Source organism: Bacillus sp. MM2020_4, from assembly GCF_011250555.1.
GTDB lineage: Bacteria > Bacillota > Bacilli > Bacillales > Cytobacillaceae > Neobacillus.
Map to the genome: position 1 here is coordinate 62,585 of NZ_JAANMZ010000016.1, position 25,695 is coordinate 88,279.

General features: G+C 33.1%; 20 protein-coding genes and 3 pseudogenes. 1 reads left to right on the forward strand and 22 read right to left on the reverse strand.

Features of this window, described 5'->3' with window-relative positions; translation table 11 throughout:
* Nucleotides 1–41: 41 nt before the first annotated feature.
* The 15 genes and pseudogenes from G6554_RS12200 to G6554_RS12270 form a co-directional block, all read right to left on the reverse strand.
* Nucleotides 42–968 (reverse strand): phosphoenolpyruvate carboxykinase (ATP), encoded by a 927-nt coding sequence (locus tag G6554_RS12200; RefSeq protein WP_166242170.1) that lies wholly within the window; start codon nucleotides 966–968, stop codon nucleotides 42–44.
* 85 nt (nucleotides 969–1,053) lie between these two features.
* A complete protein-coding gene (locus G6554_RS26035; protein WP_166242172.1) occupies nucleotides 1,054–1,224 on the reverse strand; it encodes a paeninodin family lasso peptide in 171 nt (56 codons plus the stop codon).
* Between the two features lie 14 nt (nucleotides 1,225–1,238).
* Nucleotides 1,239–3,191 carry an asparagine synthase-related protein gene (locus tag G6554_RS12210; protein WP_166242174.1) on the reverse strand — a complete coding sequence of 651 codons (1,953 nt, stop codon included), beginning with the start codon at nucleotides 3,189–3,191 and terminating at the stop codon, nucleotides 1,239–1,241.
* Between the two features lie 258 nt (nucleotides 3,192–3,449).
* Complete coding sequence (locus tag G6554_RS12215) at nucleotides 3,450–4,556, reverse strand: nucleotidyltransferase family protein (protein ID WP_207627600.1); 1,107 nt, start codon at nucleotides 4,554–4,556, stop codon at nucleotides 3,450–3,452.
* Between the two features lie 21 nt (nucleotides 4,557–4,577).
* Nucleotides 4,578–6,386, reverse strand: coding sequence for an ABC transporter ATP-binding protein (locus G6554_RS12220; protein ID WP_242637907.1), 1,809 nt, complete (start codon nucleotides 6,384–6,386; stop codon nucleotides 4,578–4,580).
* Between the two features lie 18 nt (nucleotides 6,387–6,404).
* Nucleotides 6,405–6,860, reverse strand: coding sequence for a signal peptidase I (locus G6554_RS12225; RefSeq protein WP_166242178.1), 456 nt, complete (start codon nucleotides 6,858–6,860; stop codon nucleotides 6,405–6,407).
* The gene (locus G6554_RS12230) at nucleotides 6,850–7,125 is read right to left on the reverse strand and encodes a PqqD family protein (protein WP_242637906.1); all 276 of its coding nucleotides are present in this window, start codon (nucleotides 7,123–7,125) and stop codon (nucleotides 6,850–6,852) included. Before G6554_RS12230 ends, G6554_RS12225 begins: the two co-directional genes overlap by 11 nt.
* Nucleotides 7,122–7,907 (reverse strand): hypothetical protein, encoded by a 786-nt coding sequence (locus tag G6554_RS12235; protein ID WP_166242181.1) that lies wholly within the window; start codon nucleotides 7,905–7,907, stop codon nucleotides 7,122–7,124. Before G6554_RS12235 ends, G6554_RS12230 begins: the two co-directional genes overlap by 4 nt.
* An 81-nt stretch (nucleotides 7,908–7,988) precedes the next feature.
* Nucleotides 7,989–8,240 (reverse strand): hypothetical protein, encoded by a 252-nt coding sequence (locus G6554_RS12240; RefSeq protein ID WP_166242182.1) that lies wholly within the window; start codon nucleotides 8,238–8,240, stop codon nucleotides 7,989–7,991.
* 241 nt (nucleotides 8,241–8,481) lie between these two features.
* On the reverse strand, nucleotides 8,482–9,198 hold the full coding sequence (locus G6554_RS12245; RefSeq protein ID WP_166242184.1) for a metallophosphoesterase family protein: 717 nt from the start codon (nucleotides 9,196–9,198) through the stop codon (nucleotides 8,482–8,484).
* 281 nt (nucleotides 9,199–9,479) lie between these two features.
* Complete coding sequence (locus G6554_RS12250) at nucleotides 9,480–12,155, reverse strand: right-handed parallel beta-helix repeat-containing protein (RefSeq protein WP_166242186.1); 2,676 nt, start codon at nucleotides 12,153–12,155, stop codon at nucleotides 9,480–9,482.
* A gap of 260 nt (nucleotides 12,156–12,415) precedes the next feature.
* Complete coding sequence (locus G6554_RS12255) at nucleotides 12,416–13,492, reverse strand: acyltransferase family protein (RefSeq protein ID WP_166242189.1); 1,077 nt, start codon at nucleotides 13,490–13,492, stop codon at nucleotides 12,416–12,418.
* A 260-nt stretch (nucleotides 13,493–13,752) separates the two neighbouring features.
* The gene (locus G6554_RS12260) at nucleotides 13,753–14,841 is read right to left on the reverse strand and encodes an acyltransferase family protein (RefSeq protein WP_166242191.1); all 1,089 of its coding nucleotides are present in this window, start codon (nucleotides 14,839–14,841) and stop codon (nucleotides 13,753–13,755) included.
* Nucleotides 14,842–14,985: 144 nt separating this feature from the next.
* A complete protein-coding gene (locus G6554_RS12265) occupies nucleotides 14,986–16,164 on the reverse strand; it encodes a DUF2334 domain-containing protein (protein WP_166242225.1) in 1,179 nt (392 codons plus the stop codon).
* A gap of 329 nt (nucleotides 16,165–16,493) precedes the next feature.
* Nucleotides 16,494–16,736, reverse strand: a pseudogene (locus tag G6554_RS12270) (transposase); the annotation flags it as partial.
* Between the two features lie 19 nt (nucleotides 16,737–16,755).
* Between G6554_RS12270 and G6554_RS26355 the strand changes: the two are divergent.
* Nucleotides 16,756–16,902, forward strand: a pseudogene (locus G6554_RS26355) (IS4 family transposase); the annotation flags it as partial.
* A 150-nt stretch (nucleotides 16,903–17,052) separates the two neighbouring features.
* Here G6554_RS26355 and G6554_RS12275 read toward each other — a convergent pair.
* From G6554_RS12275 to G6554_RS12305, 7 genes and pseudogenes are all read right to left on the reverse strand, one after another.
* Nucleotides 17,053–18,222 (reverse strand): GNAT family N-acetyltransferase, encoded by a 1,170-nt coding sequence (locus tag G6554_RS12275; protein WP_166242195.1) that lies wholly within the window; start codon nucleotides 18,220–18,222, stop codon nucleotides 17,053–17,055.
* 212 nt (nucleotides 18,223–18,434) lie between these two features.
* Complete coding sequence (locus G6554_RS12280) at nucleotides 18,435–19,988, reverse strand: lipopolysaccharide biosynthesis protein (protein WP_166242197.1); 1,554 nt, start codon at nucleotides 19,986–19,988, stop codon at nucleotides 18,435–18,437.
* Nucleotides 19,989–20,035: 47 nt separating this feature from the next.
* Nucleotides 20,036–20,935 (reverse strand): annotated as a pseudogene (locus G6554_RS12285) (SP_1767 family glycosyltransferase).
* Nucleotides 20,932–21,900 (reverse strand): glycosyltransferase family 2 protein, encoded by a 969-nt coding sequence (locus tag G6554_RS12290; protein WP_166242199.1) that lies wholly within the window; start codon nucleotides 21,898–21,900, stop codon nucleotides 20,932–20,934. The pseudogene G6554_RS12285 and the gene G6554_RS12290 overlap by 4 nt, the downstream one beginning before the upstream one ends.
* A 14-nt stretch (nucleotides 21,901–21,914) precedes the next feature.
* Nucleotides 21,915–23,084 carry a glycosyltransferase gene (locus G6554_RS12295; protein WP_347564302.1) on the reverse strand — a complete coding sequence of 390 codons (1,170 nt, stop codon included), beginning with the start codon at nucleotides 23,082–23,084 and terminating at the stop codon, nucleotides 21,915–21,917.
* Nucleotides 23,085–23,175: 91 nt separating this feature from the next.
* Nucleotides 23,176–24,369 carry a glycosyltransferase gene (locus tag G6554_RS12300; RefSeq protein WP_166242203.1) on the reverse strand — a complete coding sequence of 398 codons (1,194 nt, stop codon included), beginning with the start codon at nucleotides 24,367–24,369 and terminating at the stop codon, nucleotides 23,176–23,178.
* A gap of 17 nt (nucleotides 24,370–24,386) precedes the next feature.
* A complete protein-coding gene (locus tag G6554_RS12305) occupies nucleotides 24,387–25,577 on the reverse strand; it encodes a glycosyltransferase (RefSeq protein WP_166242205.1) in 1,191 nt (396 codons plus the stop codon).
* Between the last annotated feature and the right edge of the window lie 118 nt (nucleotides 25,578–25,695).

Consider the following 25,695-nt stretch of genomic DNA (forward strand, 5'->3'; position numbering starts at 1 on the left):
GCTTTATTAGCAAAAGTTTTAATCCCTGTTAATTAAATGATCTATTTTCCAACTTCTAATGTATTTAATATCCATGTTGGTAAGTCATTAGCAGTGAAACGGGAGATAGGACGACGAAGTTGAAATAGATCTATTTTGTTTATAAAGCGGGCCATTGTGTTAAAATGCCATTCCATTAATCCGGAAGGAGCAACCATAAAGTTACGGTACGTATGATAAAACAAGGTATGAAGTCGGTCAAGCCCTTGAATCGGAAGGATTTCTATCTCTTCATTTGTTATTTTTACTAATTCAAAAATACCTGCAAGGGGGATAGGTTCTGCAGTAAAATGGAAAGGGACTGGAACGGCAAATTTCGTTTCTCGACCAAGAAGCGGCCGATATTGATGGTTTTCCATCCCGAACTGATTTAAACTTTCTTGCCAAAGCTTTTGTTGCGGATAGGATGGTGTCACTAAAGGAATATCATCTTTTGAAAGTGTAACGGCAATCACATCATCTGTTAGTAGCTGATATCCATTGTTTATAAACGCAGAAGCGAGGGTTGATTTACCGGCACCCGAATCCCCTACAAACCCATAGGCCTTCCCATTGATAACGACTGCACTTCCATGTAACGGAAGGATTTTTCGTTGCAATAAGATTGCTCCCATGCATGTACCAAGTATGTAAAGGCGGGCTTCCTCTTCACTAAAACCTGCTAATGGTGAAACGACTATACTTTTTCCTTCAGTTATTGAAAAGATAGCCGTGTCCTGTATCTGAAACATGACTACGTTTTCTCTTACGAAGATTTGCTTAATTGATGCTCCTGATAAACCCCAATCCGAAGTTAAATTCCCAATCGTTATTTCAACATCGATAAAATCCCTTTGTTCGCCTATCTTTTTTAACTCAGGTAATGGAATATCACTCGTTACATATAATCCAAAAGCTTTATAAACAACCTTTTCAAGAGTATTTAACATGGCCCCTCCCCAATTTTTTTTGCCCCTCATACCCACATTCCACATAGAATATAGGTATAAGGGCTAAGTATAAAAATAAATTCAATTAGCTTCCTATCGCGTCCTTATCCAAACAACTAGCATTTGATCTCCCTGTATGGGTTTCCTGCAGACCGTCAGATACGTCGAAACAATCAGCATTTGCGTTCCCCGGTCCATTCATCGTCATACTGATATCAAGTACCTCTAACGTTGGCATTTTCCACTGCTTTTTCATTTAATCACCTCCCTTCAATTAAGATTCTTTATGAACCGATAAACGATGAGACTTCGTGTCAATACTTTAAATTCATCTGCCCAGACAAATTCTGGGCGAGGTTCATGTCCTATCTTTTCAACAGAGTTCTTTAACACGTTTATATCGAAAAGTTCTGAGGTAATAGGATCCTTACAAAGCTGATTAATTTCGTCCATAAAAGGTTGCCAATTTGAACTCATCCGATGGATTGTATCTGCTCCTTGAACGCCACGGATATGTTGATTCAGTCTAACTTTGTCAGGTAGAATGCCTTTAGTTGCTCTGCGGATAAACGATCGTTCCATGCCACCTTGCACATATTGTTCTTCTGGCAGTGCCAAACAAAAACGGATGACCCGAAGATCATTTGTTGGGTCGCGATCCCACAACGAATAACGTAAGGAAAATTTCGTATTTGCTATTCCGCTTTTATTCCAAACAAATAACTGATTATAATGGTTTTTTCTGTGTTCAGTAAGATTCTTGCCGAGCATTCCAGATGCATTGACACCATATTCCTGAAGCTTATTAAATACATTCGTCTTTTGGGCAAATGCAGGGTTGATAAAGGAAGGGAACTGATAGTCATTTTGATGATTATTTGTGAATATCCTTGCAATTAGTGGAAATGCCCTTTTGGCTACAATTGGGAGCATGACTGATTTTCCTGTTTTATGGTTTATACAATATTGATTTAATTCATGATTTAAACTGATCCACTTTACCTTTTTGAATAAAGATGAGTAATAATCCATGGATAAATTCCAAGATCCCCACGAGATGGAATGGTTACCCCTTGCCCCGTTTAAGAGTATTTTGATTCCCTGATTATGCGCTTCTTCACTTATTCCGTTTAACCAAAATATATTTTCAAAGAATTTGTATGGCATCTCCATTAAATCAAGGAAGTCATCTACATCCGTTAAAGGACTCTTCCCTTCGAAGCTCAAATAGTGATCGTTAATATTCCCGACATGGTTTACAGTTTCTTTTATATAAGGTCTTTCATCAGGTATATAATATTTAGGTGTCCAATCCATGAAACTTTCTTCCGGTACATAGCTAAAAGTATGTAATTGCTTATTCTCCTTTTGAAGTGCTTTAGCAGCAAGACTAACAACGGTTCCAGAATCCAACCCGCCACTCAAATGGGAACCAACTTTCCCATGAGTTCGAATTCTAGAGGTAACTGCCTCATTAAACACTTCCTTAAACGCTTCCTCATACTCTTCATTTGAGTTTAGTTTAATTGTATCTTCAACTTCTATGGTCGAATATCTAGTAAGATTCACCTTACTATCCGCAACAGTAATGCTGTGGGAAGGAGGAATTTGATGAATGGTTTTGTAAACCGTTGATTGGGTATCAACCGCCTCAACCATTCCTGGTATCGCAAGGAATTCTGCTAACCACTCTTCATTCATTTTTTTTTCGATATACGGTAATGTGAATAATGGTTCGATTGTTGTTGAAAAAGCAAAACGGCTTTGATCATGATAAAAATAAAGCGTCCGCGCTCCCGAAAAGTCTCTAGCTCCAAAGAGCTTCCGCTTTTTCTCATCCCAAATCATAAAGGCAAAATCACCGATTAAATGTTTTGGAACTTCTTCGCCCCACTTATAGTAAGCAAGTAAAATCAATTGACTATCGGGAATTGTTTTTCTTTGTGTTTGTTCCACTTGTAATCTATCAAATAATTCATCTCTGTTATCGATAATCGCATCCGCTGTAATAGCTATCTTTTTTTCATAATCATAGTATGGCAATGGTTCTCCGATTGATTCTGGAGTAATCCACTGTGCATGGCAGCCAAGAAAGATATTACTTTTATTCCACGTATGGACATCATCGGCGGGATATTGCTGGAATACCTTCATTAGATTACTCGTTTGCAAGGGATTTAATGGTTCTTCATTAAAGTGGTAAATTCCGACAATTGCACTCATTTCCCCACCTCCTATCCATTCTTGTTAAAACTTAGTACCACCAACACCGTTCCTTATATAGAACACGCACTTAAAAAAAAACTTATTTTTGGAGAATCAACTATAATTATTTAGGTAAGATCGCCTATTCGAAAATAATAATATACGTTATTAAGAACAACTATAGGAAGAATGTACCACGATTTCCTCGGAGCGTCAATCAATATTTTTTTCATTTGCATAAAGTTTTTGTTGGCTACCACGTTCCCTTCATCCCCCCTACCGATTGTTCCCCCTCCTGCTCTTCAAACGGTGAGAATATATTAATTTAGTAAGTCTTTTCTTATATAACAATAGATATAACTTTAAATTTGTAAGTCCATGATAATCTTCACCCAGTTGAGCAATAGCATCTATTCTTGATGGCCAAATCCAATTATATAGCTCTATAAAGCTATGTTTATCCATATCAAAGCTAAAAAATTTATAATCAATAAAATCAACAAATTGTTTCAGGCCTTTTGCCGAACGGTACTCCCAAGTAACGGTTGATTCTTTATACGGAAACTTTTTTACAAGATCTAAATGTGGAAATTGCTGATAAACAATCGATAATGTTCTTGTTATTCTTTTTAAGGTTTGGTGTGACCCTGCTAATTTTAGAAGAATCTCATAATCGTGTTCATCATCCATTTGGTTAATGACTTGAATGATGTCCAAAAAGTATTTTGGTGAATCTAAATTATGTCTCCAGCCATGAAGGAGAATCATGTAAAAAGTATGCTGGAGGGATAATTCTTTAATATACGAAAATTGTCCAACTGATAGAGATTGATTCCAAATATCCTCAATTTCAAAACTAGATGTCTTTTCTTTAATCAGGCTCCAATGTAATTCGACTACTAATGGGATCTTTGAATGAGGTAATTCCTTCCAAAGGCTACAATGAAAATAACCAGGGATTACTTCCTTTTCCATTAAATAGCCTAATGATTTCACAGTATCAATTGCTTTCTCTAGGTCTTCCAATCTGATTAATAAATCAATATCTGATGTGGTCCTTGCCCCGATATGTCCAAAATATTTGTCCGCAAAATAAACCCCTTTTAGGGCTATGACGTCCAGTCTTTCATCCTCAAACTTTTTTAAAATTTGATTCGTCTGATTTTTAATAAAAAGATTTTGGTATAATCCTCTTTCATAGGTTTCTTTAAGACGTGCTTGAAAAAAGGAAGGGGTTTGTTCCAGTCTTCCTTGCTCCTTTAATAAAAAATAAATCTGGGATGAGATTCCATCAAGTTCTATATCTTGAATGGTATTTTCATAGAACTTTTTATCAGTAGGCATTAATGACTTTGGATCATATATAGCTTTTACTAATTCCATACTCACGGTCCCCACCACCAGTCAAGATTTTGAAACTAAAGACAAAGCTCGGGTTTTTGGATTAAAGGTTGGTTCATTAAGCTTTTGATATAACCCTGTTTGCCGGATCAACGCCTCATGTGTTCCGCTTTGAACTATTTTTCCATTATCCATCACCATTATCACATCGGCATTATGAATGGTGGATAATCGGTGGGCGATTACAATCGTGGTTCTGCCCTTCATCAAATGATCAAGTGCTTGTTTTACACGGTATTCGGTTTCACCATCTAGTGCAGATGTGGCTTCGTCTAGTAAAAGTATCGGTGCATCTTTTAATATTGCTCTAGCAATTGCCATCCTTTGTTTCTGACCACCCGAAAGCTTTATTCCGTTTTCTCCAATCTCTGTGTCATAGCCTTTTGGCATTGATAGAATAAAGTCATGAATATTAGCATTTATCGCTGCTTCAACCATTTCCTTTTCTGACAAATACGGGCGGGCTATCATTAAGTTTTCCCGAATTGTTCCAGCAAATAGAAATGTTTCTTGGGGAACATGGGCAATCGAACTTCTCAATTCGGAAATGGAATACTCCCGAATCGACTTACCTGCAATTTTTATTTCACCCAATTGAGGCTTATAAAACCCTTGTAAAAGGTTTAACAAGGTACTTTTTCCAGCTCCACTTGGACCGACAAGTGCCACCACTTTTCCAGCGGGTATGGTTAAATTAAATTGTTCTAACACCTTTTTATTTTCCACATAACCAAAAGTAACATTTTGAAACGTTATGGAGTCTATAAAAGCACGCGATGGTGAAAAGGAAGGCAAATCCTGAAAGTCAGCAGGTTTTTCCAATACATTTAGTATTCTTTCAATCGCAGCAACAGAACGTTGAAATCCGGCCCACAGACTTGCCATTCCGGTTATCGGATAAAACAAGTGATTAACCAAATTAAGAAAGGTTAACAACGCTCCAACAGTAATCATTCCTTTTGAAACAAAAAGGGCTCCAATAGACAGGTTTATAACTAAGGTGATGGACCCAATGATCTGACCACCCGTATTATACCAACTCCGCAGCTTTACGTTTTTTAGTTCTAATTGAAGTAATTCTAGATTTTGATTAACAAATTTTTTATATTGTTTCTTTTCAAGTGTAAAGGAGCGAATAATTGTAAATCCGTGAAAGGTCTCATTTAAAAGACTATTAATTTTCCCTACCACATAGTGGATACGTCTAACATTTTTCCGAAGCAATAATCCGAATACCAGACCAGATAATGCCGCGATTGGTGCGATAATGAGACTTACCAAACATAATGTCAAATTGATATTTACCAAATATACAAATACGACAATATAGATGATCGGTAGCCTAATAAGACTGATTAGATTACTTCCAATCACCCCATCAACGCCATGAATATCATTGGAAAAGTGGGACATTAATTCACCCGAGTGGAGATTGGAGGCATCAGCTGCGGGCAATCGCAATAGATGGTGGAAGAAGTGGTTTTGGATATCCATTTTCACCGCATTAGTTGCAATCGTATTAAAGTATGTAAAAGAAAAACTTGAGGCGATATTAATTAGTATTATTAATGCTCCATAGGGTATGAATGATAAAATCTGTTGATACCCACCATGAATGGCTGTATCAGTAATATCACCATAGAACTTTGCAAAAGCAATCGTTAGGTAGATGTCCACACCTAATAATAGAAGGATAGCCATATATGCTTTCCAACGTCTCATGATAAAAGGCAATACAAATGAAAAGACTCTGCGGAGATCTTTCATGAAAACATATGGTTTAATTAGCGATTTAACCCGTTCCCTCATCATATGGACACTCCATGTTAATTAATATTGTACTTTATATTTCCGATTTAAATATTTCCGTAGAATACCAGAAAGTATTGGAAAGGTGAGGATTAATTTCCCCCATATAAAAGCAAAAAAATGATCTGGTGTAACTTTTTTATGTTGCCTTTGAATGCTGTCTAGTTTCCCAAGAATACGATCTTTACCGATAGGTTGATCGAATCCGAGGTTTGTATCACCCTTTAATAGAAATAACAGTTGGTCATCAATCCTTTTTATCTTTACAAAGCGATGGGCTATTAATTGATCCGCTTGCGCATAGAACAAGATTACATCGCCCTTTTTTAAATGTAGAGGTTCGCAGGGGATAAACCTGCACAGATCCCCTTGCCGGATATATGGAAACATACTATTTCCATATGCAGGAAGTCCTAGCCATCCATCCTTTTTGATGGTACTTTTGAGCAGTGTAAAAGTGTTATGATCAATCAACATATTCAATCAACCCACACTGAACGAGATTAGCTAAAAAATCTTCAATGTCCTTTTTTACCTGCTGCTCATTTTCGGTTGTTGAAAACTTCCCCAACAAGGATTGTGTAAGGGAAGCGGCTGTTTGCTTTTCGTTAAGTAATGACCAGCAATGTCCGCCTACATCATTTAATTTGGTGATGGTATATTGGTCAGTATTTAAGATAATCCATTCACCATCAATCTCCGTTGCTTCAACATTTCCTTTTTGTTTATATTGAGTCATCATGATATTAACTCCCAAAATGTATTATTTTTTTGAAAATGGAGTTCATAAACAGGCACCTGTTTCACCAGTAAGGTCATTAACCTGAAAATTCCTTTTGTTTCTTCTTGACTATGTGGCCAAAAAAACACTTTATCCATTAAATGAAGAAGAGCATCAGACTTTCCTAATTTAGCTCGCTTATTCTGAAGTGCCTGGTAAAGGATTAGGACACTCGATAGTGGAACATTCCCTTTAAAAGAGGTTGCTTTCAATTCGCTGCGGAACGGAGAATTAAAGATGGTGACCTCTTCTGGGGTAATTTTTACAAGTGTCGCCTCATCCGAAAGAAGATTGCGTGGATATGAAAGTCGTGCTACTGTTGATTTACCTGCCCCCGATTGCCCCGCAAAAACATGCGCCTTGCTATTTTCAATTGCACATGAGGAATGAATTAATAGCCCCCAATTGTGATAAACAATAAAGGAACTAAATAAATTCATTAACGCATGCTTAAGGGCAAGTTCATTATGCACGGAAATAGTAGCAAATTTATATTCCTTCCCAACTTTTATTAAGTAATCAGCCCGATGAAAGAAGATTTGATCGTGATCTTTAGTGATTTCCACCTCGTATTCTTTGAATGAAACACCATAGCCATCTTCAATATTGATCACTAAATCGGAATGATGACTTTCGGTGGATAAGAAGGATTCAAAGTACTCCATTAAAATATTGGTTAAATTGGGTGATTTCCAGATTAGCATAATAAAATGGTCGCCAATTTTAATTTTTATTTCTTTCATATTGGTCTCCTAATGAAAAAATTGTGAAGTGGAAGGGAAGCCAGTGAATATATTGCCATTGGTCTTCCCCACTCTAAGAAATTAAGGGTTTACATTAGGGTTACACTGTCCTATTCCACCACTGTTCCCATTACCGCCTCCATTGCCCTGACCAGGAGTTCCTGCTCCACAAGGAATAGTATTAGGATTATCTGGCGGAAAGTTGATGCCCCCATTTCCTGTTCCAGGATGATCATGGTTTCCTTTACCAGGATTCCAACTTTGGGCTGTTTCAAAGCGAATCGGTTGATGACTTAAAACAATTGGTTTGGCATAAACTTTTTTTAAAATCAATTCTTCACCTCCTTATTCATCACAGTTGTTCAATATAAAGAACGTAATTACCAAAAAAAATCCCTTACATTAAAATTATATTCACAAATAATGCATTAATTTATTATCTCTATCTAAAAATTATAAATCAAAGTTAATTCTTTTTAAAGAACATTTATTCGACAAAATCTACTACGTCCATTAGAATTGAAAAACCGAATCATTCCTATTAAAGTAGTGAGAAGACGGACGCCTTCTCACTCTAAATCCCAGCATAATCTAACAATTTCTTCATTTGCTCCGAATTCGGATAATCCGACTCAGAAAATTGTTTAATAACCTTATTTACATCGTAAGCAACCCTTACAATGGATGTTTGAAAACTTTCCTCTTGAATTTCAAGTAATGCGTATGATGATTTAGCTAAGCCATCAAACGGCAAGCCTATACTTCCAGTATTGATAATACATTTACCATTAATGTACCTTATATATGGCTTATGAATGTGGGCGTATATGTAAATATCCGCTTCGCTACCCATCATCTTATCAGCTATTAGCTGATCACTTTCATAAGGGGTAACCACTTCAAATAAACTATGTGGTGTCGCGTGGCAAGCATGAATTTTCACTTTTCCATATTCCAATTTTAATTCAGTTGGTAGGTTCCTAAGGTATTCAACATTACCTTCATCTAACTGTTCCAAAGCCCAATCCCGCTCTTTATTCATTATTTCAATAGCACTATCTGGGACCTCTCCCTCATTTATACCACGGACAATCCATTCATCAGCATTCCCTTTAATAACCTCCGCATTTAAAGAGTTAACAAGTTCCAAAGAACGCTGAGGTTCTGGCCCTCCAAAACATAAATCACCGAGAACAAAAATCCTTTCTACATTTCTTTGGTTAATGTCTGCTAATACAGCATCAAGAGCGGTTGCATTGCCATGTATATCGGAAATAAATGCAATCTTCATATTAAAACTCCCCCTTATTAAATTGAACTTTTTGATTCCTATTTGAAACTGTATAACAAAAATTCTTGCCCTACATATTTTAAGGTAGCCTTAATTTTTCCATTAATAAAATGTTATAGGCAGTTTTAAATTTTGTTACTGATTAATTACTATGTATCTTCTTAGATAATCTTTGATTATTCAAATATGGCTGCGCTTCTGATCTCATTGCCTTGTCATTAAAAAGCACCCTTTTAAGAGGATGCCTGAAAGTAGATTAATTAGGAATTTTTACCTAGCTGTTAAATAATTGGCCCATACTGTTTAAATAATGCACCCGCAGGACCTAGTAATTTCCATATTACGGCTAATCTTTTTGTCCAAACTACAGTCCCGTCCGTAACATTGTCCTTCCCACTCCAAACAGGTTCCGTGGTACCAGAAGTTCCAGCAGTAGTACATTCATAGTAATATGTTCCATCTGATGATGCTGGTAAGATAATATCACCGACAGCATAATTCTTAGATGTCCAACCAGTCATACCTTTCGTGTCACTAACTTTCGTATACATTGGGCTTGTCGGGAATGTTGGTGCTGTTTTAGCAGATTTGCCCCCTAGTCGGTTTGTACAATAATAGACATAGCCATTTACTGTTATTCTAGAATTCCAGCTATAATTGGTTGAAGGGCTCCAACTACTATAGGAATCTAAAAACCCTTCTTTTGCACATACCCAACCCATATATCCTGAAGTCAACATGTTAGTATTCCTAATTTGTTTTCCTAATTTATAGAAACCCTTAGAAGGAGCTGCAGTCGCCCAATCATACGGATCTATTACGTCATTAATAGTGTTGTTCGAGAAGTATTGCATTTGAGTTTGGTCAACTACATACGTTATGTTTTCCTCTAATGTATTGTTTTTTACTATTATTCGGAATGCATCAGTGGTTATATTTGGTGCATTAACTGCTTTCATAGCTAAATTTGATTTGAATCTATTCCCATCAAGCAACAGAGTTCCCCCAGTGACGTTGCTCCAAAATCCATCTATAACGCCTAAAGAAGTAGATGTCGCATTAGGAAACTCGAAATAATTATTTATCAACTCAAATTTTCCTTTTGTTAATGCCGAGAAATAAAAGGCACTACTTGTTCCTCCATTAAAAGTACAGTTTATATACCTTGCTAATTCATTATTAGAACCAGAGAAGCTAAAAAGATTATAAGAATCCCATGTAAATGTACACCCAATAAATTCTACTTTTTTATAAGTTACCAAGTTACCAGTATTATTAAATCTACACCCAATATAAGTACCGTTTGGTATTTTAATTCCACCACTGTTGTTTGGTTTTTTAGTATAAAGGAACAAAATATTACTGTATGTCCATCCTTCAGTAGCATTAACATCCCCATCAAATATTAAGCTAGTAGATGATAGATATCCTTCAAACGTACAGTTTGTCATCGTTTGTGGGAATGTTCCCGCGCCAAATCCAGCACCTGTAATTGCGGTATTATAATCTGAATCAACTGTAAATCTACAGTTCGAAACGGATACACAATAGGCTTTTGGTCGAGCAACATTTAATGAGGCATTTGTAAAAATATTATTATCTACGATGGCTGGTTCGGCTGTACCATTACCTATACCTATATTAGATCTGTGAATCTGATTATTACTTATTATACATTCACCATTTATTTGGGCACTTGTATCTTTAAAGTAGTTTCCTTCTATAAAGAGCTTTTTAACACCAGGGTACCCAGTAATTCCAATACCTCTTTCTATTTTATTATTCCTTACATGAAAGTTTTTGCCCTTCACAAAAATTAGCTGCAATTTACTATCATGTAAGAAGTTATCCTCAATCCATAGGTTTTGGTTTAATGCATAGTTATCCTCCACATCTATGGCAGCTTGCGGTGCTGTACCACTGATATGGTGAATATCATTATTTCTAACCCAGACAAATTTCGCACCTTGTAATGCGATACCTAATCTTCGCGTATGATGTATGTGGCACTTCTCTACAATTGTAAATTTAGGTATTGTCATACACCTTAAAGTAAGACCATTCCCGGAAGTTGAAGGGACATTCGACTGATGTAATACTATTTTTGCACTGGTTGCGCCATCTGGTAATGGGATTTCATCGAAGAAATCAATATTTGTAAGGGAGGAATTAAAAGTACCATTGGCATTATAAAAAATAATATCAAATGGCAGTGTACCGTCAATCTCGGAGCCTACAGATTGGTAACTAACATCTCCGTAGATACCAAAAGTCTTCCATTTAACTATTTGGGGATTAGTAAGTTCTAGAAATATATTAGAACGAATTTTGGATGAATCTACTTTTAGACTCCCATCAGTAGTACTAATAGAACCCGGTTCAAATGTAATAGCATAAGATTTTGTTGGTGTTGTGGTAGCATATACCATCCCTTGATTAGAAAATAAGGAAACGCCATCACCTGTTAGGTCTAAAAATTCTATATTATCAATTGTGATAAAAAGTGTATTAGTACCCTCGCCTTTAGTCGGGTCTGTTGTATTTGGAAAAAAAACACCCATACCCCATTCATGAGTGGATGCCTCACCTGGTGTAGTATAATTATGATTGTATCTGTCACCTTGTATTATTCCATTTGTAACCCTAGAGAAAACCTGATTCTGTTTGTAACAAATAACAGAATAATGGGCTAGTCCATTATTTCGAATTCTTAATGTGGAACCATTTAAATTAAGGGTCATAAAACTCTTTGGTTGTATTGGATTCGTTTCGTCAATTAAATACGTTCCCTTGGGGAACAAGAATTCAGTATATCCTTGTTGGGCTGCCCATGTTAACGCATTATTTATACCGTAGGAATTAGCAGTAGACAATGTTTTATTATTAAAATCAGTAACAGTATTGGATACGCCCCATACATCTAATTCAAGAACATATGCAGTGGTATTTATACTCAACTTATCGCCTCATTTTCATGTTTATTCACTCCCTTTATACATATTCGAAAACAAATGTAAGTGCATAGTCTTAATAACTATCGGCTATGCCCTTTTTGAAGAATTCTTTCAATTTGATCATTATTTATATCTATTCATTTGTAAGAATTCAGCTAATTAGACTCTGAAAAACTGATTAATTACCTTCTGAGCCACCTAGTTACTTTTTAAGTAATGTTTCGAAACTGTTTTCTTTGAAATCATGATAGCATAAGACTGTATTAACTAATTACATTTTTATCGTATTTAATAAAGGAGACATTCCTATCCATAAGTTGAATAATTGGTTTATAAATAAAGTTTATAATGAACGAAGAAATCAGACATAGAATAATTAACCATAGAAAAATTAAGATTGGATATTTAGGGGCAAAGGTTAGATTAGGGAAAATTGTCATATAAAAAAACATATGGGTAAGCCAAAGATTCGTTGAATGGTTGCCAAAGAAGTCAAGAAACTTTTGAAACTTTGCACTTTTATCGATCATGTTAAATAAACAAATAAACGCTATACCAGTAATAGGAGCAATAATCATTGATTCATAAAAAGCATGGATAATTACCAAAAAGAATATACCTAATAAACATAATACATTTTTCATAGCTAGGTCATTAAATAAAATATTAATCTTTGAATAAACCTTCACCTTGGCAAAAATGGAGCCTACGATAAAAGGCAACTGGGAAGTTCCAACCAATACAATTGAATTCACCATCGTATTAATTACAGTGCTATCACCTAAATCTAGAACATGCTTTATACGCTGAATATAAGTAATTAAATAGATAAGTCCCGAAATCAATAATATTAGGATAGGATTATATTTTTTAATTACTTTAAATAGTGAAGGTGCCATAAGCACTAGAATGATATAAGTCTGTAAAAACCACCAAGCACCATTATACGAACTTGATAATACAAAAAAGTGAAGAAGAAATTGAGTCAGGGAACCTGGGAATATTTCTGTATTTCCTACAATAAACCCAATCGCCACAAAAATTATCAATACTATCCAATAGTTAATAAGTAATTTAAGAATCCTTTCGAAATTCTTTTTTAAAATTGATCCTTTTGCCCTATCAATACTTACAAATAAGCCATATCCACTTGCAAAGCAAAACATAGGCACACAGGCATCACCGAACAAACCAATATAGTAAATCAATGGGACTCCATTTACTACTGGGAATGTCTCATACAATCCATTAACATCTTTCCTGCAAAAAAGATGGAGGAGTAGCATAAATAAAATGGCTACTCCTTTTGTTATTCTCATATCTTGTTTTGTAAACTCCATAGCCCTAACTCCTTGTAAATAATTGATTGATGTATTATTCTTCCTAGTCTTATCCTAAGACCCCTACTCATTATTAATTAGGAATTTTATAGATTTTTAATAAACACACCCATCTAAAACACAATTAAGGAAATCAATAATTAAAGAAATGACAGAATAAATTACCCCAATATTTAGGTTCTTCCCACAAAACTTATTCTGTAATACATGAGTTTTAAAAAAAGTTTGAACCCGCATGGTTTCCTGATTTATTATTAATATTATTTTACAATTATTGACTTGACTTTCTTTACATTTAAAGCTTTAATAAAACCAAATATCGCCTTTCTGACCTTTTCTGTATGCTTCTCAGTTAACGATGAAATAATCCATGCATACAAGACTACCGAAACCATTATTATTAATTTAATGAACATTGCTTCTTTCCCATCAAATGTCCATAATGTAGAGGCTCTCCAAGTAAATATTATATGGGCTAATGGAAAATGTGTAAGGTAAAGTGTGTAAGAAAATGCCGCTAATTGTTTGGGAATATTAATTATATTTTCACCTATCTCATAATTAAAAAACGAAACAATTAAGTACAGTAATATGCTAAAAGTTATTCCAATAGATAAATCGGGTACTATTTGCAATTTTGGATGATTCCCAAAAAACATGTATGCTTTCATTGATGCTATGACTAATATAATAGAAATAAAAAGGATTAAATATTTTACAAAATTACTCTTAAACATTATAGGTTTTACAAGAGGAATAATTGCTCCCATTAACCATACTAAGAAATATTCGGTTATCTTCAATCCAACAAAAGATGAAATAATAATTATTATTAAAGCATAAAGTAGCTTAATTCTAATCCTTGGTATATAAATTAATAGCACAATACAGGGAAATAAAATATAGTACCAAAATTCGTAACTTAAACTCCATAAAGGTCCATTTAGCCCATAAACAGGTACTGAAATTCCCTGAAGAAAAAATAAATTTCCAATAAACACTTTCCAATTTAGGTAGTTAGAAATCTTAGATTCCCCGAATATACTAAATTGTACCTTTGCCCAACAAAATGTCAAAATTAAGCTTGGTAATAAAACAATCCAGAGTCTAATCAGTCTTTTTAATAAATAATTAAACCAATTCCATCTATTTTCGTTTATTTCCCTTAGAGCACTTGTAGAAATAAAGTAACCACTAAGAACAAAAAAAATCATTACTGCTTGATAACCCGGTAATGGAACGTAAAAATGGAATAATAAAACAACCAGTGAAGATAAAAACCTAATTAAATCTAGTATTCTAGAGGACTTACTATCATTCCCGATTACATTCAAAGATAATTTAATCATTTCCTCTCACATCACTTAATTTTTTTCTTTAAAGCTATCACGTTTGGTTAATATCAATTTTCATTGCAAATTTAGGACATATTATTAAAATTTCAGTCGAAGATAGGGGGTATCCACCTACATTTTTTTTATATGTGCAAAACTTCAAACTGCATTTAATTTTTTTCTTGGCATCCTTTTTGCGAGATTATTTTCAGTATATAAATTCTTTAGTTTGGGTAGTTTCACTAAAAGTCTAAAATCAGAAATTTTATTATTATTTAAATTAAGTCTTTCTAAATTTATAAAGTATTGTATTCCATCTAAATTAGAGATTCCCTTGTTACTTAAATCCAATTCTTTTATTAAAATTAGTTCGGAAATTGGGATCCATTCCGCAGAAAGATTTGAAATCAGCGTTCTAACATATTTCTCAAAATTAGGATCAATAAAAGTTGCTATCCCTGCTACCTCTGATGTTGTATAAAATTCCATATCATTTTTTCTTGCAACATCGATAATCGCTTGTATTGTTGTAGGAGTTGTTCTCCATGTACCAGATTTTATTGACTCCTCTCCCCATCCAAAATCATCCCAATCTATTTCTTTAGGTAATATGGAATGACATGTGATGATCAAGTTTCTTCCTGATTTCTTTGCAATTTTCATCATCTTTTTAACATAATATAAATTGAAGGAGTAATAGGCATCTAAACAAATTGATGGTGCAAATCCAGTATGATTAAATGATGTTAAGTTATCCTTAAACATTTGGCCTCTAACAATTTTGAAATACTTCGGTATTAGTTCCTTTATATTGTCAACATTGTAGACAAAGTGCGGAAAGGCGAAAGAAACTGGCTTTTTAAACTTTTCCTTTGTAATTGAATGCGATTGATTCTCCATCCAATTAAATAACGTTACTATTTCATCTTCAACCCACTTGTTTATACCAAATTCATTGGAGTAATCTGTTGCTTTTCTATGTTTATAACCATGATGTGCAATTTCATGACCATTCGATTGCAATTCTAATAACTTATCAATCTCATTTTGTGTATGTTTTCTATTGCCCTCAAAATGGTGAATTGCGTTAATATTAAAGGTTACTTTAACATCATAATAGCCAAATAAATCCTTTCCATATTTATACCAATCATAAATTCTATAACTGTCATCAAAAGAAAAGGCAATTCCAGGTTTATTTATATATGGGAGGGATTGGTCCTTTTTTGTATTATTTAATCGACTATGCAGCATCATACTTTTATATAGATTTCTCCAATACCTCCAATTGTAATAAAACTTCATAAAGGACTTGAATACTTTTAAATCTATTTTCATTATCACTACTGTAATGCCTCCGTAATCTTCAATGGAATACTAATCCAATATTGATAAGTATAGTGATAAATAGGATGACTAATAAGCCATCCTATTCTTTTTAATTTTTTAATGATTATCCCACTAGCTCAAAATAAGTAATCGTCTTTGTTGATGCACAAAGTGTCCCTAAACAGCTGAACCATTTACCTTTGAATTTTCTTCGGTTAAATCGATAACAAAATTCGTCTAAATAAGTTTAGAGATGCATTGAATCAAAACTGTGGTACGTTCTTCCAATAAATATTTTTGCATTCGAATGAACAGAAATGCGGCCAGTTGTAATTGGTCTAGACTTTTTTTGCATTGTAGACTTGATACTTGATACTTGTGGTTAAAAATAGCTTCTTCAAGTGCTCGATAGGGTGATAAGCATCGCTACTAATTGTCGAACCTGGTTGGATGCTTTTATCGGCAAAATCAATTAAGGTTTCCCCTTTGAGGTTAGAAACAACCTCCATTTTCAGGTAAAGCGGATGTCCTTTTTTGCTCAAGAATAAACCCACTAAAACCTTGTTTTTGTCTGTGCCACGCCCGCGTTTTCCGCCTTCGAAGGAGTTTCACGGAATATCATATGATTTACTCATAGCCATACAACAATTGTATTTCTCGATACATTGTATTGTTATGGAAAAATCGCACTGCTACACGGACCAACCTACTTTAGGTGGACTTTTCTATGAACTTTGCGATGAAGTAAACGAACTCAATTAGGCTTTATTCTACAGCAGTTAATCTAGCTTCTTGAAGATAGCCTAAAAAAACAAGAAAGTTTAAAAATCAAACAAAAGCCAACTTCATCGGTGAATCGTTAGCCTTTCCAATTACATCAATGCTTATTTGCCGATTTCAATCTGCAAAGTTTGAGTAATTATTATGAACTATCCTTTTTCTTTTTCCTTTCAGAATTTTAAAGCATTCACTTAGTATCGTTGAATACTCATGCATATAGAAATGTTTTAAAGCTTTAAATAGTGAAGACCTTATAGAATAGTTAAAGAATATATATTTTACATTATATTTATCAAAATCCCCCCAGTTTTCTTTATACTTTTCATCTCCCCTAAGAAAATCTACAATTTCATGTCCATCTCTGCATGCCTCAAGAATAAGATAATAAATTATAAGACTTCCAGGGGAGTATTTTCCGAATTTAATATTTATTGCAAAGTGATAAATATAATTTTTGATACCGTCCGACATTCCAAAAAGAACACCTAATATTTCACCATTATGACTTAAATATTCAAGGTGTAATAGATTGCTTTTAAAAAGATTTTTAGCTGCAAGCAGTAAGAATTCTCGTTCCTCTACACCTTTAAATTTACTTGGTGTATTTGTAATTCCCCATCGTTCAATATGCAACTCAAAAAATTTATTCAATATAGGAACTATTTCTTCTTCGGATGTAACCCTTGAATATTTAAGTTCACCATCTTTATTTAATCTCCTCTCATTATAAAGTATATTATTCATGAACTTTTTACTGAATCTTTTCTTAACTTCTTCAAAATTTTTATTTACTAATAGGAATGGACAAATATCTGCTTTTTCTCTTTCTATTAAACTGTATTTCTTCAATCCCTGATTAGATAGAAAGTTTAAAAAATACGATTCAGCAGGTATATCCCCCCACTCCATACAATCCCAGTTCAATTTGTCTTCTCTTATCTTCTTAAATGCCAAACTAAGAAGTTTTTCAGCTGAATATTCTTTTGATAAGATTGGAATTAAATAATCAGATAGTTCCGAACCTATTGGTTTTAACAATCGAAAATTAAACCTCGCAAATCTGACTTGCGAAATATACAGTGGAATTATTCCAATAGTTTTATCTTCATCCCTTATTTCAATAATAAAAGGAGTCATTTTATCTTTTTTGCTTTTATAATACCACCAACTTTTAACCCAACCAATATCTTGAAAAACCGTAATTTCACGAAAGTCTCGGTATAAGATTTCCCATTTTGGTAGCAGCTTTTCCAATGAATCAATTTCCTTGTGAATAATAACCTTCAAGAAAAACACCTCTCCTATCTGTGTTTTAATATTCCAAAAATCAATACTGCCATTTGTAACATAACTCCATAAAAAACTTGAATACTTTTAGATCTATTTTATTCCCACTGTGATGCCCCCGTAATTTTGAATGGAACAATAAACCAAGCATGAGATTGTATAGCAAGAAAATAGGATGACTAAAAAGTCATCCCATTCTTTATAATTTCTTATTAAAAACCTACTTGATTTCTTGTAAGTTTCTTTTGCTTTTTCCCATTAATCACATTATTTAAGGTATTTTTGATATATTTAAATTCATCTGTTTTGTAAAAAAGTACAAAATACAATAGGTTCGGAACAATTAGACAAAATATCCCCTTAATAACTAAGGAAATAAAATTATCTCCTATAGCAAGAGCATTACAAATGATCGTTGTGACAAAGCATGCCACTATCGTTAAACCAAAATAATATCCATATTTAATAAAATAAGTAAATACTGATTTATTAAAAACATATCTATAAACTATACATGGCTGGGTCCACAACACAGTCGCTATAGTGCTTATTGTTGTTCCTAAAAAAATCCCAGCTAACCCGTAAACCTTAACCAAAATTAAAGACGCAATTAAATTAATTCCTCCCTCAATTAAAGGTGCATATTTATCTTGTACAAATAATCCTGCCTTATTTTTAAATGTTGAAATTGATGACCTCATTCCGTCTAAATAGAAATTTATTAAAATAAAAATAAACGCTAAATTATCTAATAAATACTGTTTTCCGAGCCACCAGCTAATAAAGGGCTCTAATAAGTTAAATAAAAAAATCACACAAAAAGAATATATCCAAAAGTTCACTAAATAAGACACTTTAAAAATCGAATAATTTTTCTCTGCACTTTCCGTTGCAATTAGATTTCCAACACTAGCACCAATACCGCCCAATATTGGGCTAACTAAAGCTGATAATTGCTGGGTTATCATTGTATAATTGGAATAAATCCCAACTGTTGCTACACTAATAAAGGCAGAAATAAGAATATTATCAGTTCCAAAAACTAAATAACCGCCAATATTGTGTAAAAACATTGCTTTTACATTCTTTACTAAGTTTTCTTTTATGTTATTATCGATTTTGTGTTTAATTTTTGTTTTTATATAGGGGTATCGATTATTAACAATTCTTCCATTAATAATGTTTTGAAGTAAGTAAAAGAAAAGTTCTATTGCTAAGTAAAAAAGATAATTTTTTGTTACTAATAAGACGATAATCTTTGCTACCGTAGTTGCTACATGAATAAGTAGGTTGGTTCGAGCTAGTACATATCCTCTTTGATCTGCATTTATTAATGACCACTTGTGAGCATTTAAATAAGAAATCATATTCTTTGTAACAAATAAAAAATAAATGATCGAAAGCTGCGATATCGAACTTCCATCCTTCATTAAATGTCCTACTAAGGGATATATAATAATACTAATAACTAATATAATAATAGCTAATATTCCATAAGCCTTTTTATATAACTGGACTAAGGCAATTATTTTGTTTCGATCGTCTTCCGCCAATGGTTTATACAAGTTATAAACAATGCTTATTCCTATTCCGCCTTCTACCAACGCCATAATTGACAAAACATTAGTTAATAACCCGTTAATACCTAAATATTCCGCTCCAAGGCTATCTAAGAAAATCTTTCTAGATAAAAAGCCAAGTAAAACAATAACTACTTGAGAAAAAATACTAATTGTTATGTTTTTTATTGAATGATTAGTTCTCATTTTATAATTCCTTTTTTAATTTATTAAAAACTAATTTCAATGATTAGCTATATTATCTTTGAAATTATTTGGCCATCGTATTTCACATCAAAAATTTCGCTTACATTCGTTCCACCCGGAATTTCTCCAATATATTTATTTTTTACAGGAGACTTTTCCATAGCATTTTGTAAAAACCACTCATATTCTATATCGAAATGACCAATATCAATTGCTTGATAACCTCTAATTGATAGATCATATGATAATACTGTAGCAGTGGGTCCAAGTGCGATTAATATTAATTTTGTTTTATCCAACCTTTTTATTTCATTTAAAATTTCACTATATTTTGAGTAGGCATTTGTTGGTGGACATTACAGCCTTTCAATTGAACACGCATTATCAAATAAATTATTACCAACACCTAATCTACTATGTTCCCCTTCTACAATAACAATTTCCCTGTTATTCCATAGCTTTTTAAATTTTAAAAAGCTATCCCCAGCCCGACTTTTATCTTTATAATCAATATATAAACGTGTAACGAGGGAATCATAATATTCCTTTTTTCGATCAATTAATTTGTATATTTTCCGCCTATTCAAGTTTAGATATTTATGCCAATACTTTTTTGGTTTTTCAGAACACCATTCTAAATCACTAAATACGTTAGGAATACATACTAAATGTTTCTCATTTTTGCTTTTTACTATTTCCCTTAGCCGTATTGCAAGTTCAGGAATGTAAGGCTGAAATAATAAACTTTGACCATTCATTAGTGAAAATTCACCATCGCCATACCTACTAATTGAAAATTGATTATGCAGAATCTCATCCAAAGTTTCATCCGTATTATGAACAACTGGCGATTTTAACACTTTGTAAATAACCTTATTATGGAAAATCAAAAGGTTTCCTTTAATCTTAATAAATTTATAATAAATTTTTTGTAATCGTTCTTTCATATTCCTATTCTCCTAAGGTTTATTAATAGCTTATAAAATATTGGTTGAACTTTTGTTGCTATTAGCAATAGCTTCACTGATTTTGGATATTCTTCTAGTCTAATTGTTTTACTAAAATATCTATTTAATATACCTACAACTTTAGAATATTCTGTTTTATATTTTGAAAAATTAGCGCTAATTGAAATTAAATTTAATATTACCATTGCACTATTAGCTAACTTTAAAGTAACTAAATTACGTAGCTCAGGATAATTTTTTTCAATAAATTTGAACATTTCATCATATATTAATACTCCATCAATTCTTATATTCTTTATCGCATGATCCATTGTACTGTTTTCACGTTTTATATAATGGTACTTTGGAGCACCGATACAACAGATCCGATTACTCTTATGAATTAATTTATATGTAATGGCTGTATCTTCATAAATTAATCCAACTGGGAATCTTATTTCCTTTAGCAGACTCCTCTTTATTAATTTCGTCCATACGACCTCATCATATAGTTTTCCTTCAAGCATTGCTTTCATTGCTTGGGTTTTATCGTGTATTGTTAGAGAATGTGCTCCATTTTTTACTGTCTTATTTTTGAAATAGATTACGCTAGTGCAATTGGCAATCTCACAGTTATTTTTTATACACATATCATAAAGCAATTCATACATATCTGGTTCTATCCAGTCATCACTATCTACAAATCCGATATAATCTCCTTTTGCCTTCTCAAGCCCTGCATTCCTTGCCGAAGATAGGCCGCCATTTTCTTTATGGACGACTATTACACGACTATCTTTACTCGCATATTCATCACAAATTTCACCACATTTATCCGGTGATCCATCATCTACAAGGATCAGTTCAAAATCTGTTAATGTTTGTGCTAATATCGAATCAACACATTTTCGTATATAGGGCTCCACTTTATATACAGGCACAATAATGCTAATTTTGGGATTCATGCTTTAGTTCCTTTCTATATAGAAAACATTTTTGATTTAATGTTTGATTTCAATTGATTATTTTTTAGATTCTCAGTTAACCGGGTTCTTTGTAATGGATTTTCAATTAGGTATTTTAACCTTTTGTATAATTCATCTTCATTACATTCCGCAATCAAACCATTGTATCCATCCTTTAGTTGCTCATATGCACCAGTGAAGTTTGTTGTGATAATTGGTTTTAGCAAACACTTGGCCTCTGCAAGTGTAAGACAATATCCTTCATGCCTTGATGTTTGGACATAAATATCTGAATTTAAAATATAAGGATAAGGATTGGGTGTGGATCCTAATAGCAAAAAGTCAGTCTGTAAATCGTTATCATTAATTTGCTTCTCATACTCTTTCCTATCATTTCCGTCACCTATGCAATACCATCTGACATCGTAGCCATCTTTTCTTAACCTAGATAAAACATTTATTGCCATATCCTGACCTTTTTCCTTAGAAAGCCTTCCTACAGTTACAACCTTTATACCCTTGTATGTTTCATCAAATTGGATTGTTTCTTTTGCCATTTCAATTATCAGATTAGCTGGTACAATATTCATAAAAGTATCAGCCTTGATTTTTGCTACCGGAATTTGCTCTATTAAATGCCTCTTTGCTTCTTTAGAAACTACATATATTTTATTGAATTCCTTATACAATTTTGCATATAATTTTTTATTAACCTGATGTTTTGAAATATCAAAATGGACCCAAGATATTTTTTTAGTTGCTTTGACTTTATGGGCTATATAAAAATCAATGATATCGGTTGGCCCTTGGTATGAAATAGCTACATCATATGTATTATCATTTGGTGAGATACTTTTGAATACCTGCCTATAATAAAAGTATCTATTTTTAAAATACTTTGAGATAAAATAAGAAAATAAAAATACTGGAATTTTAAAGTATTGTTTATTTTTCACATAATCTTTTATGGTTTGTTGTGGCGGCTGCATGATAATCGGCTTCACTGAATGAAACCATGAAGCCTCCTCAACTTTTACCCAATCGGGGATATACTTCAAAAATTCACCCTTCTTTTCCAGCAGCAAAATAGTAATATCATATTTCTCCTTAGGTATCTCGGATAATAGGGAGAGTAGTGACTTTTCTACACCGCCAATGTTCATACTACTGAGCATAAAAAGCACTTTTTTCAATGTTATTTCCTCCCTATCTTCCCCAAAGTTTTGATTACAAAAGAAAAGTCTCAAGTTTCTTTTGTAATCAAAACTTGAGACTTTAATTTGGAACAATATTAAATAATTTTTGAATTTCAGTTGTTGTGTTTATTTTGTTAAGTCGTGAATTTTCTTCTAATCTTCTTTTTAAGTTTTCATCATCTAACAATTGCTTTAAAGCTAAATACATCTCTTGTGCATCAAAATTTACAATTAATCCAGTATGATTATGAATAATTTGTTCACAAGCCCCTGTAAAATTTGTACTAATTATCGGCTTGTTAAAGCATTTTGCTTCTGTTAATGTAATACAGTAACCTTCATGTCGTGATGGCTGCACATATAGATCACACTGTTTCATAAAAGAATATGGATTAGTGTTAGCTCCCAGAAATATAAAGTCTTCTTTTACATTGTATACTTCTACTAATTTTTCATAATCTCCTTTGTCTCTCCCATCACCAATGCAGTACCACCTAACGTTGTACCCATCTTCTTTTAATTTTGCTAATACGGGGATTGTTAAATCCTGGCCCTTCTCTTTAGTTAGTCGACCTACTGTTAATATTCTTAACCCTTTAAAATGATCCTCAAATCCAACCCCATCGTTAGCCATCTTCACTATCGAACTTTGAGATATTAAATTGAAAAAAGTATCGACCTTTTCGTTAAGATTCGGCAAATAGTCGATTATCTTTTTCCTACCCTCATTTGAAACAACAAAGAGCTTATCGAATTTTTTATAAATTTTCTTGGCAAATTTTTGATTAAATCCGATCCTAGTAACATCAAAATGAATCCATTGGACTTTCTTTTTAGCTTTCACTTTATTTATGACAAAATAGCTGATAAAGTCCATTGGGCCTGCATAAGCTATTGCAACATCATATTCTGTTTCGATATCTTGATAGTCTTTTAAGGCATATTTAAATATAATGCTTCTTTCTTTCGTAATTTTTGAAATTAAGTGAAGCAAAATTATAATAAAAGCTTTAACGAATCTCCCCTTTCTAAGAAAGTTTAAAGCAACGATGTGGAGAGGCTGATTCAGTATATTTTTCATCTTTAAATATCCTGGTAAATAATCAACATGAATATCCTTAGGAACTGAATTTAAAAATCCCCCATATTCTTCTAACAATAAAAGGGTGATGTCATATTCTTTTGAAGGGATTTCTGATAGCATATTAAGTAGCGCTTTCTCTGTCCCTCCTACATTCATATTGATCAACATAAATACTAACTTTTTTTTCATTTGTTTTTCTCTCTTTCTTATCCAATTAATTCATAAACCTTCTTAATTTCCTCAACATTCCCTTTCTTCTCAGAATGTAGGTATTCGATAACACTCTCCCTTAATTCCTGATCAGTGATCATTTTTAATATCCCTTCACAAACAGCATCTGAGCTCATCTCAACCACTAAACCATTTTTTCCGTCAACCATTTGATTGTAAACCGCATCAAACCTTGTAGTAACAACTGGAATATTAAGCATTCGTGCCTCTGCAATCGCTAGTCCGAACCCCTCAAACCTCGAAGTCTGTACATATAAATCAGCATTTTTTATATATGGGTAAGGATTTGCCTTAACCCCTAACAAGATAAAGTGTTCAGCCAGGTCATTTACCTTTATATTTTCCTCTATTTCCTTTTTCAGTGGTCCTTTCCCCAACGCATACCATTTAAATTTTAGTCCTCGTTCTTTAAGACTTTTACATGCTTTCAGGGCAATATCGTACCCCTTTTGGTGGGCTAGCCTTCCGATTGTTAGAATTCTTACGCCAGCAAAATGGTCGTCATAATCATTACCTATATTTGCCATTTTAGAAATGAAATTAGGATTATTAATATCGTAAATCACATCTATTTTCCTTGAGTAGTGTGGAAAGGTCTCTAATAATATTTCTTTAGTTGAATCAGAAACTGCCACGATTTTATTGTATTGATCATAATACTTTTTTTGGAATTCCTTTTCTATATCATCTAATCGGTAACTAACGTTCACCCATGCATACTTTTTCTTTGCTTTTATCTTGTCTGCTACATAGAAAGTAGGAATTCCCTGCGCATAACTAATAGCTATATCATATTCCTTAGGATTTTTTTCGATAACATTAGAAACACTTTGCCAAAAGATTCTCGCTTTCTGTGGATTGCTGAACTTTTTCTTACGGATTCCCAACGAGTACTTTATCCTAGAAGAAAACATTTTAAAATCAATATGACTTACAGAGTAAGTAATTGCTTGTTTCATACTCAAAGCTGCAAATTCTGTATACTTTAACGGTTTTAAAATATTTACCTCTTTCGGAACTAATTCCTCAAGCTCTCCACCATGACCAAAAAGCATAAGGTCAACAGAAAACCTTGAATAATCTAAAAGTGATAATAATGTAATTAGGCTTTTTTCCGCCCCAGCACAATGTAACGAATCTATTACAAATAATAGTTGTTTTTTCATAATATTAAGTAATCACTTCACCCTTGTTTAAATTTCATAAACTAATGATTAGTTTTTATCAATTTTTTAATATTATTTGATAGTAACAACAAACCAAAACTATAATTTAGTATTGTTA

What these genes read in the sequence shown, in the direction of transcription:
- G6554_RS12255 (WP_166242189.1), bottom strand. Translation starts at nt 13,492, where the DNA reads ATGGAGTTTACAAAACAAGATATGAGAATAACAAAAGGAGTAGCCATT.
- G6554_RS12305 (WP_166242205.1), bottom strand. Translation starts at nt 25,577, where the DNA reads ATGAAAAAACAACTATTATTTGTAATAGATTCGTTACATTGTGCTGGG.
- G6554_RS12215 (WP_207627600.1), bottom strand. Translation starts at nt 4,556, where the DNA reads ATGGAATTAGTAAAAGCTATATATGATCCAAAGTCATTAATGCCTACT.
- G6554_RS12290 (WP_166242199.1), bottom strand. Translation starts at nt 21,900, where the DNA reads ATGAATCCCAAAATTAGCATTATTGTGCCTGTATATAAAGTGGAGCCC.
- G6554_RS12230 (WP_242637906.1), bottom strand. Translation starts at nt 7,125, where the DNA reads ATGATGACTCAATATAAACAAAAAGGAAATGTTGAAGCAACGGAGATT.
- G6554_RS12225 (WP_166242178.1), bottom strand. Translation starts at nt 6,860, where the DNA reads ATGTTGATTGATCATAACACTTTTACACTGCTCAAAAGTACCATCAAA.
- G6554_RS12260 (WP_166242191.1), bottom strand. Translation starts at nt 14,841, where the DNA reads ATGATTAAATTATCTTTGAATGTAATCGGGAATGATAGTAAGTCCTCT.
- G6554_RS12280 (WP_166242197.1), bottom strand. Translation starts at nt 19,988, where the DNA reads ATGAGAACTAATCATTCAATAAAAAACATAACAATTAGTATTTTTTCT.
- G6554_RS12245 (WP_166242184.1), bottom strand. Translation starts at nt 9,198, where the DNA reads ATGAAGATTGCATTTATTTCCGATATACATGGCAATGCAACCGCTCTT.
- G6554_RS12300 (WP_166242203.1), bottom strand. Translation starts at nt 24,369, where the DNA reads ATGAAAAAAAAGTTAGTATTTATGTTGATCAATATGAATGTAGGAGGG.
- G6554_RS12235 (WP_166242181.1), bottom strand. Translation starts at nt 7,907, where the DNA reads ATGAAAGAAATAAAAATTAAAATTGGCGACCATTTTATTATGCTAATC.
- G6554_RS12220 (WP_242637907.1), bottom strand. Translation starts at nt 6,386, where the DNA reads ATGATGAGGGAACGGGTTAAATCGCTAATTAAACCATATGTTTTCATG.
- G6554_RS12265 (WP_166242225.1), bottom strand. Translation starts at nt 16,164, where the DNA reads ATGAAAATAGATTTAAAAGTATTCAAGTCCTTTATGAAGTTTTATTAC.
- G6554_RS26035 (WP_166242172.1), bottom strand. Translation starts at nt 1,224, where the DNA reads ATGAAAAAGCAGTGGAAAATGCCAACGTTAGAGGTACTTGATATCAGT.
- G6554_RS12200 (WP_166242170.1), bottom strand. Translation starts at nt 968, where the DNA reads ATGTTAAATACTCTTGAAAAGGTTGTTTATAAAGCTTTTGGATTATAT.
- G6554_RS12210 (WP_166242174.1), bottom strand. Translation starts at nt 3,191, where the DNA reads ATGAGTGCAATTGTCGGAATTTACCACTTTAATGAAGAACCATTAAAT.